Annotated in this window: 14 protein-coding genes and 1 tRNA gene; 12 read left to right on the plus strand and 3 right to left on the minus strand. The window is 67.4% G+C overall.

Annotation, left to right across the window (positions count from 1 at the left end):
- Positions 1–54 precede the first annotated feature (54 nt).
- Positions 55–756: an MBL fold metallo-hydrolase gene (locus G9V96_RS01395; RefSeq protein ID WP_168581430.1), complete on the plus strand. Its 702-nt coding sequence runs from the start codon at positions 55–57 to the stop codon at positions 754–756.
- Positions 757–808: 52 nt separating this feature from the next.
- Positions 809–2,179, plus strand: coding sequence for a histidine--tRNA ligase (hisS, locus tag G9V96_RS01400; protein WP_226913369.1), 1,371 nt, complete (start codon positions 809–811; stop codon positions 2,177–2,179).
- Here hisS and G9V96_RS01405 read toward each other — a convergent pair.
- Entirely contained in the window at positions 2,167–2,808 is a 642-nt protein-coding gene (locus G9V96_RS01405) for a hypothetical protein (RefSeq protein WP_168581432.1), read from the minus strand. The two genes, hisS and G9V96_RS01405, sit on opposite strands and share 13 nt — an antisense overlap.
- 379 nt (positions 2,809–3,187) lie before the next feature.
- Between G9V96_RS01405 and xerD the strand changes: the two genes are divergently transcribed.
- The 6 genes from xerD (at position 3,188) to G9V96_RS01435 (ending at position 8,987) form a co-directional block, all read left to right on the plus strand.
- Positions 3,188–4,123: a site-specific tyrosine recombinase XerD gene (xerD, locus tag G9V96_RS01410; RefSeq protein WP_226913370.1), complete on the plus strand. Its 936-nt coding sequence runs from the start codon at positions 3,188–3,190 to the stop codon at positions 4,121–4,123.
- Between the two features lie 219 nt (positions 4,124–4,342).
- On the plus strand, positions 4,343–5,179 hold the full coding sequence (locus G9V96_RS01415) for a ParA family protein (protein ID WP_210424487.1): 837 nt from the start codon (positions 4,343–4,345) through the stop codon (positions 5,177–5,179).
- Between the two features lie 11 nt (positions 5,180–5,190).
- Positions 5,191–6,330, plus strand: coding sequence for a segregation and condensation protein A (locus tag G9V96_RS01420; RefSeq protein WP_319643820.1), 1,140 nt, complete (start codon positions 5,191–5,193; stop codon positions 6,328–6,330).
- On the plus strand, positions 6,327–6,992 hold the full coding sequence (scpB, locus tag G9V96_RS01425; RefSeq protein ID WP_168581434.1) for an SMC-Scp complex subunit ScpB: 666 nt from the start codon (positions 6,327–6,329) through the stop codon (positions 6,990–6,992). The genes G9V96_RS01420 and scpB overlap by 4 nt, the downstream gene beginning before the upstream one ends.
- On the plus strand, positions 6,989–7,888 hold the full coding sequence (locus G9V96_RS01430) for a pseudouridine synthase (RefSeq protein ID WP_168581435.1): 900 nt from the start codon (positions 6,989–6,991) through the stop codon (positions 7,886–7,888). Before scpB ends, G9V96_RS01430 begins: the two co-directional genes overlap by 4 nt.
- 1 nt (position 7,889) lies before the next feature.
- On the plus strand, positions 7,890–8,987 hold the full coding sequence (locus G9V96_RS01435; protein WP_168581436.1) for a prephenate dehydrogenase: 1,098 nt from the start codon (positions 7,890–7,892) through the stop codon (positions 8,985–8,987).
- Positions 8,988–9,021: 34 nt separating this feature from the next.
- Here the strand turns inward: G9V96_RS01435 and G9V96_RS01440 are convergent, their stop codons facing one another.
- Positions 9,022–9,771, minus strand: a complete 750-nt coding sequence (locus tag G9V96_RS01440) for a carbonic anhydrase (protein ID WP_168581437.1) — start codon at positions 9,769–9,771, stop codon at positions 9,022–9,024.
- Positions 9,772–9,941: 170 nt separating this feature from the next.
- Between G9V96_RS01440 and cmk the strand changes: the two genes are divergently transcribed.
- From cmk to G9V96_RS01455, 3 genes are all read left to right on the plus strand, one after another.
- Positions 9,942–10,736, plus strand: a complete 795-nt coding sequence (gene cmk, locus G9V96_RS01445; RefSeq protein WP_168583777.1) for a (d)CMP kinase — start codon at positions 9,942–9,944, stop codon at positions 10,734–10,736.
- Positions 10,737–10,839: 103 nt separating this feature from the next.
- On the plus strand, positions 10,840–12,267 hold the full coding sequence (gene der, locus G9V96_RS01450) for a ribosome biogenesis GTPase Der (RefSeq protein ID WP_404861432.1): 1,428 nt from the start codon (positions 10,840–10,842) through the stop codon (positions 12,265–12,267).
- A 190-nt stretch (positions 12,268–12,457) separates the two neighbouring features.
- Positions 12,458–12,531, plus strand: a tRNA-Pro gene (locus tag G9V96_RS01455).
- Between the two features lie 349 nt (positions 12,532–12,880).
- Here the strand turns inward: G9V96_RS01455 and G9V96_RS01460 are convergent.
- Positions 12,881–13,642, minus strand: coding sequence for a TetR/AcrR family transcriptional regulator (locus G9V96_RS01460; protein ID WP_168581439.1), 762 nt, complete (start codon positions 13,640–13,642; stop codon positions 12,881–12,883).
- An 87-nt stretch (positions 13,643–13,729) separates the two neighbouring features.
- Here G9V96_RS01460 and G9V96_RS01465 point away from each other — a divergent pair, with 87 nt between their 5' ends.
- Positions 13,730–14,986: an MFS transporter gene (locus G9V96_RS01465; protein WP_168581440.1), complete on the plus strand. Its 1,257-nt coding sequence runs from the start codon at positions 13,730–13,732 to the stop codon at positions 14,984–14,986.
- The last annotated feature ends 187 nt before the right edge of the window (positions 14,987–15,173 follow it).

Consider the following 15,173-nt stretch of genomic DNA (forward strand, 5'->3'; position numbering starts at 1 on the left):
CCCTTAACGATACTGGCGAGCGGCCCGAACGGGACACCCGACTACGCTGGGTGCGTGTTCTTGCTTGGATTTCCTGCCGCCGCCTTCGCGACGAACTGCTTTGTCGTCGCCCCCGCCGAAGGCGAAGAATGCCTCATCATCGACCCCGGGGTCGGGGTGATCGACCGCCTGGGGGAGGTTTTACGCGCCCACCGGCTCCGTCCGGCGGCTGTGTTACTCACGCACGGCCACCTCGACCACACCTTCTCCGTGACGCCCGTGTGCGGTGCCCACCAGGTGGCGGCCCATATTCATCACGACGATGCCTATCGGCTGGAGAACCCCGTGGACCAGTTGGGGGAGGAATTGCGCGCCATGCTGGTGGCACAGTTCGGTTCCGCGCTGGCCTGGAAGGAACCGGACGACGTCGTCACCTTCGCCGACTCCGCCAACCTGCACCTGGGCGGCCTAGATGTGCATGTGCGCCATGCCCCGGGGCATACCGAGGGCTCGGTGATCTTCTCGGTGGAAGACATCCCCAGCGCGCTACCCGCCGACTCTGGGCTGACGCGCACCGTCTTCGCCGGTGATGTCCTGTTCGCGGGAGGCATCGGACGTACCGACCTGCCTGGTGGGGACGATGCGGCGATGACGCGCAGTCTGCGCGATGTCATCCTCACCGAAGCAGACGATTCCATCGTCTTCCCCGGACACGGTCCCGCGACGACGATCGCGCGCGAGCGCGCCACCAACCCCTACCTGCAGCATCTGCGCTGAGTATCCGCCCCGCCCTGCCGCACCCACACCGCACGACTCGAGGACGCATCCCGTGAACCAGACCAAGATCACCCCCATCAGCGGCTTCCCCGAGTGGCTACCCGGGCAACGCGCCGTGGAGCAGCACTTCCTCGACGTCATCCGCGAGACCTTCGAGTTGCATGGCTTCGCCGGGATCGAAACCCGCGCCGTGGAACCCGTCGAGCGTCTGCTGGGCAAGGGCGGCGACGCCGATAAGGAGATCTACGCGATCTCCCGCCTGGCCGGGCGCGATGAGGAGGAGGGGTCACGGACCGCTCGCGCGGAGGCCGACCTCGGCCTGCACTTCGACTTGACGGTGCCCTTCGCCCGGTACGTCTTGGAGAACTCGGGCAAGCTCACCTTCCCCTTCCGGCGCTACCAGATTCAAAAGGTCTGGCGCGGGGAACGCCCGCAAGAGGGCCGCTACCGCGAATTCATCCAGGCCGATATCGACATCGTCGACGCCGGGCAGTTGCCCTTCCACTACGAGGTGGAGTTGCCGCTGGTCATCGCGGATGCCTTCGCCAAACTGCCGATCGGTCCGTTCCGCATTCAGGTCAACAACCGCAAGATCCCCGAGGGCTTCTACCTCGGTCTGGGCATCGACGAGCAGATGATCGTGCCGGTGTTGCGGATCGTGGACAAGCTGGACAAGGTCGGCGCGCCGGCCGTGACGACGATGCTGATGGAGGCGGGGTTGGATGACTCCCAGGCAGCTTCCTGCCTGGCGTTGGCCGGCATCAACGCCGCCGACTCCGGCTTCGCCGACCAGGTGCGCGCCCTGGGCGTGCAGCACCCGACCCTGGATGAAGGCTTGGCCGCGCTGTGTCAGGTGATGGACGCGGCAGCCGAGCACGCCCCGGGGCTTCTTGTGGCCGACCTGAAGGTCGCCCGTGGCCTGGATTACTACACCGGCACCGTGTACGAGACCCAACTGATCGGCCAGGAGTCCTACGGTTCGATCTGCTCGGGCGGGCGGTATGACTCCCTGGCCAGCGACCACCGCACCACCTACCCCGGCGTCGGGATCTCCATCGGGGTCTCTCGGCTGGTGGCCAGATTGATGCCGACGCTGCAAGCCACGCGCACCAGCCCCAGCGTGGTCCTGATCTCCGTCGCGGCTGAAACGGACCGCCCCGAGTGCATGCGTATCGCGGCCGCGTTACGGGCCCGCGGAATCGCCTGCGAGGTGGCGCCCTCGGCGGCCAAGTTCGGTAAGCAGATCAAGTTCGCCGACCGCCGGGGCATCCCCTTCGTATGGTTCCCGGGCTCGCTGGGCGAGGACGGGGTGCGCGGCGCCGACTCGGTCAAGGACATCCGAAGCGGTGAACAGGTGCCTGCTGATGCGGCCACCTGGACGCCTGACGAGCAGGACCGCCAGATCCGGGTCTACTCGCGGTGAGGGCGCCGGGCCTGAGGTGAGCTCTGGCGCGGCGGCGGCACCAGACCTGCGTCGAACAGCTCCAATTCGGCCAGGGCCCGGGTGATCTCAGGATCGCCCCGTCGCCAGGCCCCGGTCGGGTCATCGCTGATGCGGGCCAGCTTCGGCATGGGCTGGTGCGCCAGCGCCCGCAGCGCGAACAGATCCAGGTCGGAGTCGGCGTCGATGAATCGGCGCGCCGCTGCGGCGCGGCGGATGAAGCGCAGGCGCAGGTTGATCCAAGGGATGGCCAGCCCGAGCGCGGGCGCTGCAGCCACGACGAAGGCCAGCACGAACGCTAATTGTTCGATGGTGGCAGCGGCCGCGGTCCCGGTGCTGGCTGCTTGGGAACCAAGGCCGCCGAGCTGGTTGATCGCTCCCTGTAAGTCCGCGCCAGCCCACGGGATGCTCCCCAGCTTGTCGCCGGTGTCGCGGATCGTCTGGTTGAACTCGGTGCCGCTACTCGCGAGCGCGCGAGCCGGCTCGGCCAGGGCGGAAACGAGCCGGTGCACGACTGTTGCCACGTAACACCACGCCACCACCCAGGCGAGGACGAAGACGTCACCGCTCACCTGGCGAGCGCGTCGGGCCGAGGTCTGGGCATACATCACCCACCCATCTTCCCCCGGAGGCGGGCGTGTGGCGCGATGAGGGGGCCACGCATCGCCGATCCGCTCAACCAGCGACGTGCGCGCAGCGCGGGTCTAGGTCGTGCTCGCACCGACCAGTGGACCTTCACCAGGGACGACAGCCGCGGTATGGGCGCGGGTCCCGTCGTGGGGTCAGCTGCCGCAGCGGCACGCCCAGGTTGTCGTGGGACACGCCGCTGCGAGGCCCGGTGCCGCCCTACGCGCCAGAACTCGGCGAAAAAGCCAGCGACGCGACCAAGTTCGTGTTGCAGCCTCGATGAGAGCGGGCGGACCCGCGCACGTCTGCGCCTGCCGGCGCGTTCGGCTTCGTAGACTCCCCAGGTCTGAGCGAGGAGTAACTATGGGCGAGTTGCCAAACAGCGGTATCGGTGCGGCGATGCGCGCGTGGCTGAGTCAGCAGCAGGTCGAGCGCGGAATCGCCCACAACACGGTCCTGTCCTACACCCGCGATCTGGCCCGGTACGCGGCCTACCTGGACGAGGTCGGCATCGACCGGCTGGCTGATGTGCGCTCGAACCATGTCAGCGACTTCCTCCAGGCTTTGCGCCAGGGCGACGAACAGCACCGCCCGTTGTCGATCGCCTCGGCGGGTCGCGCCCTCATCGCCGTCCGCGGCTTCCATCGCTTCTTGCTGCTGGAAGGGGAGACCGAGCAGGATCCGGCGGCTGACATCACCCCGCCACGACCCGTCCAGCGGCTGCCCAAGGCGATCACCATCGACGCGGTGGAGCGTTTGATCGACGCGACCGCCTTCGGAGAGGGCCCGATGCCGTTGCGAGATCGGGCGCTGATCGAGTTGCTCTACGGCACCGGCGCCCGCATCAGCGAAGCGATCGGCCTGGACGTGGATGACCTCGACCTGGAATCAGGCCAGGTGCGCCTGCTCGGCAAGGGAAACAAGCAGCGGATCGTGCCGCTGGGACGGTATGCCTCGCGCGCGCTAGATGACTATCTGGTGCGGGGGCGGCCCATTCTGGCGGCACGGGGTACGGGCACGCCCGAAGTGTTCCTGCATGCCCGCGGTGGGCCGCTGTCTCGCCAGAGCGCCTGGGCAGTGATTCGCGCTGCTGCCCGGCGCGCCGGGATCGCGGGCGACATCGGCCCGCACACGCTGCGCCATTCATTCGCAACGCACCTGCTCGACGGCGGCGCAGACGTGCGGGTGGTCCAGGAACTCCTCGGCCATGCCAGCGTCTCGACGACACAGATCTACACCCTCGTCAGTGCTCAACACCTCCGTGAGGTCTATGCCCAAGCTCACCCCCGGGCGCGCTGATAAGGTCGTGCGCAGCGTTCGGCGCCGGGCCGGCGTTGAATCCAGCGCAGGAAGGCAGGTTCATCGATGAGCTTCGAGGGAACGACGCCGGGGCCGGAAGTAGCTGCGGCAGAAGGACTCTCGGAGACGTCGCGGACCGGTCGCGGGGCGCCGTCGGCTGCCGCCGCGGGTGGACGTCCCGATCACCTGCCCGGCACCGAGGCTGCCGGCGCGGGTCAGATGGGCATCACCGGCCGCCCGCTTCCGAACTTTCCGCAGCCAGAGCCGCTGACCTCGCACGGCCCGGCCCGGGTCATCGCGATGTGCAACCAGAAGGGTGGCGTCGGCAAGACAACGACGACGATCAACCTCGGTGCGGCGCTGGCTGAGCTGGGACGCAAGGTGCTCCTGGTCGACTTCGACCCCCAGGGCGCGCTGTCGGTAGGGCTGGGCGTGCGAGCCAACGATCTCGATCTGACGATCTACAACCTGCTCGTCGAGCGCGGCAACGACGTCCACGACGCGATCCGTACCACCCGAACCCCGAACCTGGACCTGCTGCCGGCCAACATCGACCTGTCCGCCGCCGAGGTTCAACTCGTCGGTGAAGTGGCCCGCGAGATGGTGCTGGCCCGAGTGCTGCGACCGGTACTGGATGAATACGATGCGATCCTCATCGACTGTCAGCCCTCCCTCGGTCTGCTGACGGTGAACGCGCTCACCGCAGCGCACGGGGTCCTCATCCCGCTCGAATGCGAGTTCTTCGCGATGCGCGGTGTGGCCTTGCTGGTGGAAACCATCGACAAGGTCTGCGACCGGTTGAACCCGCGGCTGGAGATCGACGGCATCCTGGCCACCATGTACGACGGGCGCACCCTGCACAGTCGTGAGGTCGTCCGTAGCGTCGTGGACCACTTCGGCGACCGGGTGTTCCACACCGTCATCACGCGCACGGTGAAGTTCCCCGACGCCACGCTGGCGGCCGAACCCATCACCGCCTACGCGCCTTCCCACGGTGCCGCTGAGGCCTACCGCCAGCTCGCCCGCGAGCTCATCGCCCGCGGGGGAGCAGCCTGAACGAGTCGGTAGTGCCAGCGCCCTCGTCGGGGCATGTCGAAGCCGGCCTTGCCTCAGCCATGCCCGCCGGTGCTGCCTCCTCAGCCGGTGGGGAGGGCCAGGCGGCGGCCGCGCCGGAGAGCTCCCCAGTTGCGCTCGATCCCGCTGCCGCCGAGCTGAGCGCAGACTCGGCGTGCAAGCACCCGTCCACCGCACCGGAAGATCCTGCGACGCAGGTCTGCACCGAGGCTCTTCCCGAGGGGTCGGTGTCAGCGTCGCGAGTGGATGCGGCAGCGGACTCCCCGGCAGGGGCCGGGGTCACCCCCGGTGGTGTCATCACCCGCCGTGCGGGGCATTCGGTCTTCGAGGTTCACCTGGACGTCTTCTCCGGGCCGTTCGACCTCCTGCTCGGACTCATCGCCAAACACCGCCTGGACCTGACCGAGATCGCTTTGGCCCAGGTCACCGACGAGTTCATCGCCCATATCCGGGCCCAACAGGAAACCGAGGAGTCCTGGGACCTGTCTCAGACCTCGGAGTTTCTGCTCGTGGCGGCCACCTTGCTGGACCTGAAGGCGGCCCGGCTGCTGCCCGACCTCAACCCCGACGCCGAAGAGGACCTGGAGCTCATCGAAGCCCGCGATCTGCTCTTCGCGCGGTTGCTGCAGTACCGGGCCTTCAAGGACGTGGCCTCCTGGTGCGAGCAGCGGATGGAACTGTACGGGCGGGCCGGCGCCCGCCAGGCGGGCCTGGAACCACAGCACCTGGCGCTGCTGCCGGAATTGGTGCTGAACGTCACCCCGGAACGGCTGGCGATGATGGCTGCTGAGGCGCTCACCCGGCGACCGCCCTCGGTGGACGTGGAGCACTTGCACGCACCTCTGGTCAGCGTGCGGGAGCAGGCCCGCATCGTCGTGACCAGGCTGCGGGCCGCGCGCACCGTGACCTTTGCCGAGCTCGTCAGCGACGCGGCGGAGACCCTCGTCGTGGTGGCACGGTTCCTGGCTCTGCTTGACCTGTTTCGCGAAGCCGCCGTCGCCTTCGACCAGCCAGAGGCACTCGGCGAGCTGACCGTCCGCTGGACCGGCACCGAAACCGGCGCGATCGAGGCCGGGGCAGACTTCGATGAGGAAGAACCCGAACGCAAACCCACGCAGGAGAAGACGTCATGACTCAGCCCGTCGAGCCGACTGCGCCGGCCGCGCCGCTGCAGGAGCCCGCCGACGCCGGGGCTGAACCCAGGCCCGTGCCCGAGCCCCCGCAAGAGATCATCCTGACGGACCTGCCCGGGGGAGTGCGCGGCGCCATCGAGGCGGTGCTCATGGTCATCGAGGAGCCCGTGAGTGAGCAGGCCCTGGCCGAGGCGCTGGAATTGCCCGTCGAGGAGGTATGCGAACAGATCGCCGCCCTGGTGGCCGAGTACGACCGGCAGGAGCGCGGTTTCACCTTGCGGCGCACCGAAGCCGGTTGGCGGGTCTACTCCCGACACGAGTACGCCCCGGTGGTAGAACGCTTCCTGCTGGAGGGTCGCCGCGCCAAGCTGTCGCGGGCCGCATTGGAGACCCTGGCCGTCATCGCCTACCGTCAACCCATCTCCCGAGCTCGCGTGGGAGCGGTGCGCGGGGTCAACGTCGACGGCGTTGTCCGCACCCTGCTCACCCGCGGTCTCATCGAAGAGAGCGGCACCGACGGCGAGCATGGCGCGGTTCTCTACGGAACCACGGACGACTTTCTCGTGCGGTTGGGCCTCGGCTCTTTAGAGGAACTGCCACCGCTGGCGCCGTATCTGCCAGATGCACACCAACTCGAAGACATCGAAAGGACCGGGGCATGAACGAACGACCTTCCCGCCCGCGCCAAGGATCCGGGGCCGGGGGAGCAGGTCGCCGCCAAGGGCGTCCGCCAGCCCCCGGTGGTCCGGCCCGCAGCACCCGAATGCGTCCACCTGCCAAGGCGCAGGCGCGCAAGCAGCCGCAACAGTCAGACAACTACGACGCCCACGACCCGGACGGGGTGCGGTTGCAGAAGCTGCTGGCCTCCGCCGGAGTCGGCAGCCGGCGGGCCTGTGAGGTGCTGATCACCCAGGGCCGCGTCGAGGTGGATGGCCATGTGGTGCGTGAACTGGGGGTCCGCATCGACCCCTCCCGCCAGGTCGTGCATGTTGACGGCGTCCGGGTCCAGCTCGACGCCTCGCGGGTGTACTTCGCCCTGAACAAGCCGCTGGGGGTGGTTTCCACCATGGACGACGAGCTGGGACGCCCCTGCCTGTCCGACATCGTCGGGCAGCGCAGCGAACGGCTTTTCCACGTGGGCCGGCTTGATGCCGACACCGACGGTCTGCTGCTGCTGACCAACGATGGCGAGCTGGCCAACCGACTGCAACACCCCAAGTACGGGGTGCCGAAGGTGTACATCGCCAGCGTGCCGGGACCGGTCGGTCGTGACGTCGGCAAGACGCTACGTGCCGGGGTGGAACTCGAAGACGGCACCGTGGCGGTGGATTCGTTCAAACTGTTGGACTCGGCACCAGGTAAGGCCATCGTCGAGGTCGTGCTGCATGAGGGGCGTAAACACGTCGTCCGCCGACTTCTCGAGGCGGTCGGGCACCCCGTGCTGACGCTGACCCGCGTGCAGGTCGGACCGGTCATGCTGGGCGAGACCAAACCCGGGCGGATGCGTCCTCTCAACAGTCGCGAGGTCGAGCTGCTGTACGCGGCGGCGGAGCTGTGAGATGAGCGGTCTGCGTCGGCTGCGCATCGTCGGCACCGGCCTGATCGGTACCAGCCTCGGGTTGGCGCTGCGCGGCAGCGACGTCGATGTGAGCTTGGCTGACCCTTCGCCGACGGCGTGCACACTGGCGCGTGACCTCGGCGCCGGCCGGCTGGCCGAACAGGTGGAACCGGACGTGGATCTGGTGCTGGTGGCCTGCCCGCCGGATGTCGTGGCGCAGGTGGTGGCGGCCGAACTGACCGCGCACCCGAACGCTGTGGTCAGCGACGTCGCCTCGGTGAAGTCGGCGATCCTGAAGGAACTCCGCGCCAGTGGGGCTGACCTGTCCCGCTACATCGGCTCGCACCCGATGGCCGGGCGAGAGCGCAGCGGTGCCGTGGCCGGGCGCGCCGACCTGTTCAGCGGTCGGCCGTGGGTGCTGGTGCCACATGAGAGCACCTCAGCGCGGGCCCGCGAACTGGTGACCGAGTTGGTGCGCGCCGTCGGAGCGGTCGCAGCAACCATGCCCGCCCGCGAACACGATGCGGCGGTAGCTGCGGTCTCCCATGTGCCGCAGGTGGCTGCGAGCTTGGTGGCCAGCCAGTTGCGCGACCTACCGACCGAGGCGATCGGCTTGTCCGGCCAAGGGGTTCGCGATGTCACCCGCATCGCAGCCAGCGACCCCACGCTGTGGACCCAGATCCTCGTCGGCAACGCCGCAGCAGTCGCGCAGATCCTGCGCCACCTCCGAGAGGACCTCGACACGGTGCTGGAGGCACTCAGTGCCCTCGGTGAGGACCCGGATAGCGATGCTCCCGGCGCGCGCTCCGTGCTGGCCCGGCTCATCGCCGAGGGCAACGCCGGTCAGGCGCGTATCCCCGGCAAGCACGGCGCCCCCCCGACGACGTACGCCACCGTGACGGTGCTGGTACCGGACGAACCTGGCCAGCTCGGTCGGCTGTTCACCGACATGGGCCAAGAGGGGATCAACCTCGAGGACCTGCATATCGATCACGCGATGGGACGGCTGATGGGCGTGGTGGAGCTGCTGGTTCGCCCCGCCGACGCCGACCCGCTGCGGGCGGGCCTGAGCGCACGCGGCTGGACCCTTTCGGAGTAGGTGCGTTAGGCGCAGGCAGCCCACCTGGCGGGGCTCAGCTCACCGGCTCCGTGACGAGCACCGCGGCGCGTTCCACGGCCGCGGCGGCCGCCTGCTGGGCCATGATGGCCGCTTCAGGCGAGGCTTCCTGGCGCAGTTGAGCAGCCGGGTCCGGACCCAGGTCACCCAACCAGTCGACCATCCGCACCCGGCCGTCCTGTAACAGGTAGGACAGTCCGACGACGCCGAGCGTTCCCGCTTCCACCGCGTCCGCGACCACAGGCGATTCCGCCAGCAGCTGGCGCAGGGTGAAGCGAATGTTCTCTTCCATGACTTCACCGAAGCAGGTCACGCCGGCGTCGGCGCACGAAGCCACGCTGGGCGCGATCGCCTCCACGAGGGTGCCGATGTGACCCGTCGGGATGTTGCCGGTGGATACCGCCTTGAGGGTGGCAGCGACGGCGCCGCATTCCTCATGCCCGATGACGGCCAGCAGGGGGGTGCCGCACTGGGAGACCCCGTACTCCAGTGTCCCCAGGGCCGCGCCGTCGAGCACATGCCCGGCAGTGCGCACCGTGAACAGATCCCCCAGGCCGCGGTCGAAGATGATCTCGGGCGGAACACGCGAGTCTGAGCATCCGAAGATGGTGGCGAAGGGGTGCTGGGCGGTGCGCAGTTCGCTACGACGCCACATGCTGTTGTGCGGGTGGCGGGGACGGTCGCTCACGAAGCGAGTGTTGCCGGAGGCGAGCAGCCGCCACGCCTGCGCGGGAGTGGGCGTGGGCAGGTCGGACGACGGGGGCATGGCGGGTCCTCAGATCGACGGGCAGGGCGATACGGCTGGCTGATGGCAGTGGCCGGAGCGGTATCGCTTCCCTCATCGACCGGGCAGGGGTCGCCTTGACCTCAACCGCGAACTCTCGCGTTCGCCGATGACAGGTGCGATGCGCTCGCCCCCGATAGGCTCCCAGCGTGGTGTCTTCCTCATCTTCAGGCAGCAACTCAATCCACGGCCGCGGCAACGGGCTGGTGGTAGCGATCGATGGGCCCTCAGGGTCGGGGAAATCCAGCGTGTCGCGCCAGGTGGCGGCCACGTTGGGGCTTGCCTACCTCGACACCGGGGCGATGTATCGGGCGTTGACCTGGTGGTGTCTGCGCAACGGGATCGATTTGGATGATGAGGCGGCTGTGAGCGCTGCCGCGAGAACTTTCCCGCTGCGAATGGGGACCGACCCGGGCGCCCCGATGGTGCACGTCGGCGAGGACGACGTCACCGCGGCGGTGCGTGATTCCGGTATTTCCGGACAGGTGTCACGGGTTGCGCGACACCTGCCCACCCGAGCGGTGCTCATCGAGCTGCAACGCGAGCACATTCGCGCGGCCGCCGCCGAGGGGCCGGGCATCGTGGCTGAGGGCCGTGACCTGACCACGGTGGTCGCCCCCGACGCCCAGGTTCGGCTGTTGCTGAGCGCCAGCGAAGAGGCCCGGCTCGCCCGGCGCGCCAAAGATGTCCACGGCAACGCGGCGACAGCCTCCATCGAAGCCACCCGCGACGAGGTGGTGCGCAGGGACCGCGACGATTCGGCTGTGGCGCAGTTCTTGGCCCCTGCCGACGGGGTGTCTCTCCTGGACACCTCGCACCTGGATTTCGCCGCCACCGTCGATGCTGTGCTGGCCTTGATCGCCTCCCGTAGTGGGCCGATTGCCCCCGACAGCCCGACCGATCACACCGAGCGTGCGCCGAGCACCGGCTCGGATGAGGGAGAATGACCTGATGCCCACCCCACACGAGCCAGAGTCGGACGATCTCGCGCCTATCGACACCCCGCACGAGGAGCCCGCTGCGCCCGTTGAGGCAGCAGCCGAGAACGCGATGGAGAACACCCTCCTGGCAGGACTGGAGGAGTTCGAGCTCGAAGAGGAGGACCGCGCCCTGATCGAGGGACGCGACCTCATCCTCGACGAAGACGAAGAGGAAGAAGCCCGTCCGGTGGTGGCTGTCGTCGGCCGTCCGAACGTCGGCAAGTCGACCCTGGTCAACCGGATCCTGGGACGCCGCGAAGCAGTCGTGGAGGACGTGCCCGGCGTCACCCGCGACCGGGTGGCCTACGACGCCGAATGGTCCGGTAAGCAGTTCACCCTGGTCGACACCGGCGGCTGGGAGGTCGACGCCTCAGGGATCCACCTGCGCGTCGCCGAACAGGCCGAGGTCGCGGTAGAGCTGGCTGACGCCGTGATGTTCATCGTCGATGCCACGGTCGGGGCGACCGACACCGACGAGGCGGTGGTGAAGTTGCTGCGACGCAGCGGCAAACCGGTCGTGCTGGTGGCGAACAAGGTCGATGACAACCGTACCGAGGCCGACGCGGCCATGTTGTGGTCTTTGGGCCTGGGGCAGCCATGGCCGGTGTCGGCACTGCACGGGCGCGGCAGCGGCGATGTGCTGGATGCCCTGCTCGAGGTGCTTCCGGACAAGTCGGCGGTCGGGGCTTACGCTCGGGGCGGTCCGCGTCGGGTCGCGCTCATCGGGCGGCCGAATGTCGGCAAATCCAGCTTGCTCAACCAGCTGGCCGGTGAAGAGCGAGTGGTCGTCGATGATGTCGCCGGCACCACCCGCGACCCGGTGGACGAGCTCATCGAGTTGGGCGGCAAACAGTGGCGCTTCGTGGACACCGCAGGTATTCGACGCCGCGTCCACCAGTCGCGCGGCGCCGATTTCTACGCCTCGCTGCGCACCACGACCGCTCTGGAGAAGGCTGAGGTGGGTGTCGTGCTCATCGATGCCCACGAGTCGATCACTGAGCAGGACGTCCGAGTGGTGCAGCAGGTGGTGGACGCTGGACGAGCGCTGGTGATCGCGTTCAACAAGTGGGACACCCTGGATGAGGAGCGCCGCTACTACCTGGAGCGCGAGATCGAGAAGGAACTCGGGCAGGTGGCCTGGGCCCCTCGGGCAAATATCTCGGCGCGTACCGGGCGCCACACCGACAAGCTTGTTCCTGCGTTGGAGCTGGCGCTGGAGTCGTGGGACTCCCGGGTGCCCACCGGGCGTCTGAACAGCTTCCTCGGCCAGATCGTGGCTTCCCACCCGCACCCGGTGCGGGGCGCTAAGCAGCCCAGAATCCTCTTCGGCACCCAAGCCAGCACCCGCCCGCCTCGATTCGTGCTGTTCGCCAGCGGATTCCTCGAGGCTGGTTATCGCCGCTTCATCGAGCGTCGGCTCCGCGAGGAGTTCGGCTTCGCGGGTTCCCCGATCGAGATCTCGGTCCGGGTGCGGGAGAAGCGTCGCCGGGGCCGCTGACCCTCGAAGGGGCCTGAGCCGCACCGGTTCGGGCCCCGATTGGGTGTCCGCGGTGCTCGTGCGGTAATCTCTCATTCGCCCCGGCACGGTAACGTCGGCGGGGTAACCGGGAGGCAGATGGAGCTTGATCGCCCCTGAGGCTGAGCACTCGCAACCAAGGGCTCAGTCGGCTGACCGGACAACTGCACAACGGGATGTGGCGCAGCTTGGTAGCGCACTTGACTGGGGGTCAAGGGGTCGCAGGTTCAAATCCTGTCATCCCGACAGAAAAGCCCTGGTGGGAGCTTGGCTCCCACCAGGGCTTCGTCGTGTTCCGGGGCTGCGGGTGGGCCTGCTGTGGGGTTGCGGCTCGTTCCCGTGGCTGGGCAGACAGGCGTGGCCGATCTGCTCGGGTGGGGGCAGGGGAGCCGTTGTCAGCTCCGTGTCCCGTTCACCGGCGAGGGTGGGCCCGCGGGACTGGACCAGGGACACCAGCCCGCGCGGGTGCCGCCGTCGGACGAGCGGCCGCATCGCGACTCGCGCCGTCAGACCCGCTGGGTTGGAAATACCTCGGCGTCAACGTTGGTCTTTGACATTCACGAGTGCGTGCACCTGGTTGCAGGCGCTGGTGGACTCAGCCGGAGAACGGGGGAGTGTCCGGACCTTCGAGCTGTTCCTGACAACAGGCGTACTCATCGGAGGCTTTGTCGGCTAGGGGAAGAACGACGTTCTCGATCCCGTCGAGAACGGAGGCGAGGATCAAGTCGTAGTAGGTCTGACTCACGGCCTCTCCCTCTTCAGGGTCCAGAAAATGCTCGAAGAGACCGTGTGTCATGAGGCGAAGGCCGGGGGATCTTTGGGCCATCGGATCGAGGCGGCTCATCATCTCGCGAATATCGTGATGGGGTCCAGGACGATCCAAGGCCCGCATGTTGCGAGCACTGATGGTGTTGATCGCGACGTTCACGATCATCGAGTAGGCCAGGGGGGAAAGGGTTCCAAAGCCGGCCCGGTGCAGTTTCTCCATGGCGAGGTCAAGGGCGGGAAGCGCGATCTCGGTGAATCGCCCCGTCTTGAGTCGCTCCGTCACACCGTGGTACTTGATGAGGACCGGCCGCGCGGCCTGCAGGACCGCCGTGAACCACTCCTTCCACTCCAGGGTGGGGTCCGGCATCACGATGTCACGCATGACGGTGTCTACCACGGCGTCACACACCTCGTCCTTAGACGAGAAGTAGTGGTAGAGCACGGAACCCACCACATCGAGTTCTCCCGCCAGCTGACGCATCGACCACCCGTCGATGCCTTGCCGTTCGGACAGCTCAACGGCCTTGGCCACGATGGCCCCCCGACTGAGGCCCGCGCGCTTGCCCGTTGAGCCCCTGCTCGTACTCACCAGGCCACGCTAGCAGCGTTGACACTAGTAGAACGCCGATCTAGTATCGGCTGTGCCAGTAGATCGGTGTTCTAGAGAGGGGTCGTTATGGGTGCTTCCGAGGGCATCGGCCAGGTCCGTCTACCACCCGGGGCGCAGGCGCCCGTCTTGTACGCCACCTTGATGCTGGCCTTCATGGGGCAGATGCTTCTCAATCCGCTCATTGCGCCGCTGTCCCGGGAGATGGGGATGAAGGAATGGCATATGGGTGCCACCATCTCGATAGCGGCAGTGATGTTGGCCCTCACTAGTCCTTATTGGGGGAAAGCGTCCCAGCGTCACGGTGCGAAGCGGACATTGGTGACAGCGATGGGTATTGCCATGACGGCGCTGTTCGGCGTCGTGTGCATCGCCTACCTGGGAATGAACGGGATCTGGGTGGGCTCCTCGATGGTCATTGGTTTCATGGTGGCCCGCGGTCTTGTCTATGGCTCCGCAATCTCCGCCGTCTCCCCGACCGTTCAGACGCATCTGGTGACCCACACCGATACCGAAGCCCAGCGCGTCAAGGCGGTCGGAGGGATCGGCGCCGTCACCGGCTTGTCCAGCATTCTCGGTGCCTTTATCGGTGGGGCGTTGGCCGCGATAGGTGGGTTGATGCTTCCGCTGATCGTGATGCCGTTCCTGATGCTGATCGGCATCGTGGTGCTCGCGGTCCGGTTCACATCAGAGGGCTCGCTGCGTGTAGACGAGCAGCCGTTGACAGTGTCTTACCGCGATCCACGGGCCTTCCCGTTCCTCATCTCAGGCTTGTTGATGTACATCGTCTTCTCTTCGCTGGCGACTCTGACTGGCTTCATCCTGCAAGATCGATTCGCGTTGTCCCCGGAGGGGACCGCCGGGGTCACCGCGCTGTACATGGTGATGATGTCGGTCATGTTGATCGCCGCCCAGGCGGTATTCGCGCCCAAGTTGGGATGGAACTCGGTGCAGTTGCTGCGACGCGGACTGCTGATCGCTGCAGTGGCGATGGTGCTGTTCATTCCCAGCCACTCGTTCGTCCTGTTCGGTGTTGCCATTTCGCTATTCGGTCTGGGAACCGGTTTGGCCATGCCGGGTTACAACGCGGGGCCGACGATGGAGCTGTCGCGGCAAGAACAAGGAAGTCTTGCGGGGCTGATCAACTCCAATAACGGTGCGGCGTTTGCCGTGGCACCGATCGGCTCGACAGCTCTATACGGCCTACACCCCACGCTCCCTCTCGTGGTCTGCGTAGTTCTGCTGGTTCTCGTTGTGGCGTTCGCTTACACAAATCCCAAGTTGCAGACCGTGGCGAAGGTAGCTGAACCAGTCACAGCCCTCTGAGGTCAAGGGCCCGCCGGTAGCCGCGCGTGGGCGTCGAAACGGCACAGCACGACCCCCCTCCGATAACCCGCTGCAGTCATCGGCTGGGCAAGACCGACGGCGATAGCTGGTGAAGGGGCGGGCAGCGACATCGACGAAGCGCGACTGGGCAGGACCGGACCCGAGGCCGCGCCGAGGAAAGAACAGT

This window comes from Gephyromycinifex aptenodytis (assembly GCF_012277275.1).
Lineage (GTDB): Bacteria > Actinomycetota > Actinomycetes > Actinomycetales > Dermatophilaceae > Gephyromycinifex > Gephyromycinifex aptenodytis.

Bases quoted from the DNA above. Each gene is read 5' to 3' on its own strand.
- xerD (WP_226913370.1), top strand. From the start codon at position 3,188: ATGGGCGAGTTGCCAAACAGCGGTATCGGTGCGGCGATGCGCGCGTGG.
- G9V96_RS01415 (WP_210424487.1), top strand. From the start codon at position 4,343: ATGGGCATCACCGGCCGCCCGCTTCCGAACTTTCCGCAGCCAGAGCCG.
- scpB (WP_168581434.1), top strand. From the start codon at position 6,327: ATGACTCAGCCCGTCGAGCCGACTGCGCCGGCCGCGCCGCTGCAGGAG.
- G9V96_RS01430 (WP_168581435.1), top strand. From the start codon at position 6,989: ATGAACGAACGACCTTCCCGCCCGCGCCAAGGATCCGGGGCCGGGGGA.
- G9V96_RS01435 (WP_168581436.1), top strand. From the start codon at position 7,890: ATGAGCGGTCTGCGTCGGCTGCGCATCGTCGGCACCGGCCTGATCGGT.
- G9V96_RS01440 (WP_168581437.1), bottom strand. From the start codon at position 9,771: ATGCCCCCGTCGTCCGACCTGCCCACGCCCACTCCCGCGCAGGCGTGG.
- der (WP_404861432.1), top strand. From the start codon at position 10,840: ATGGAGAACACCCTCCTGGCAGGACTGGAGGAGTTCGAGCTCGAAGAG.
- G9V96_RS01465 (WP_168581440.1), top strand. From the start codon at position 13,730: ATGGGTGCTTCCGAGGGCATCGGCCAGGTCCGTCTACCACCCGGGGCG.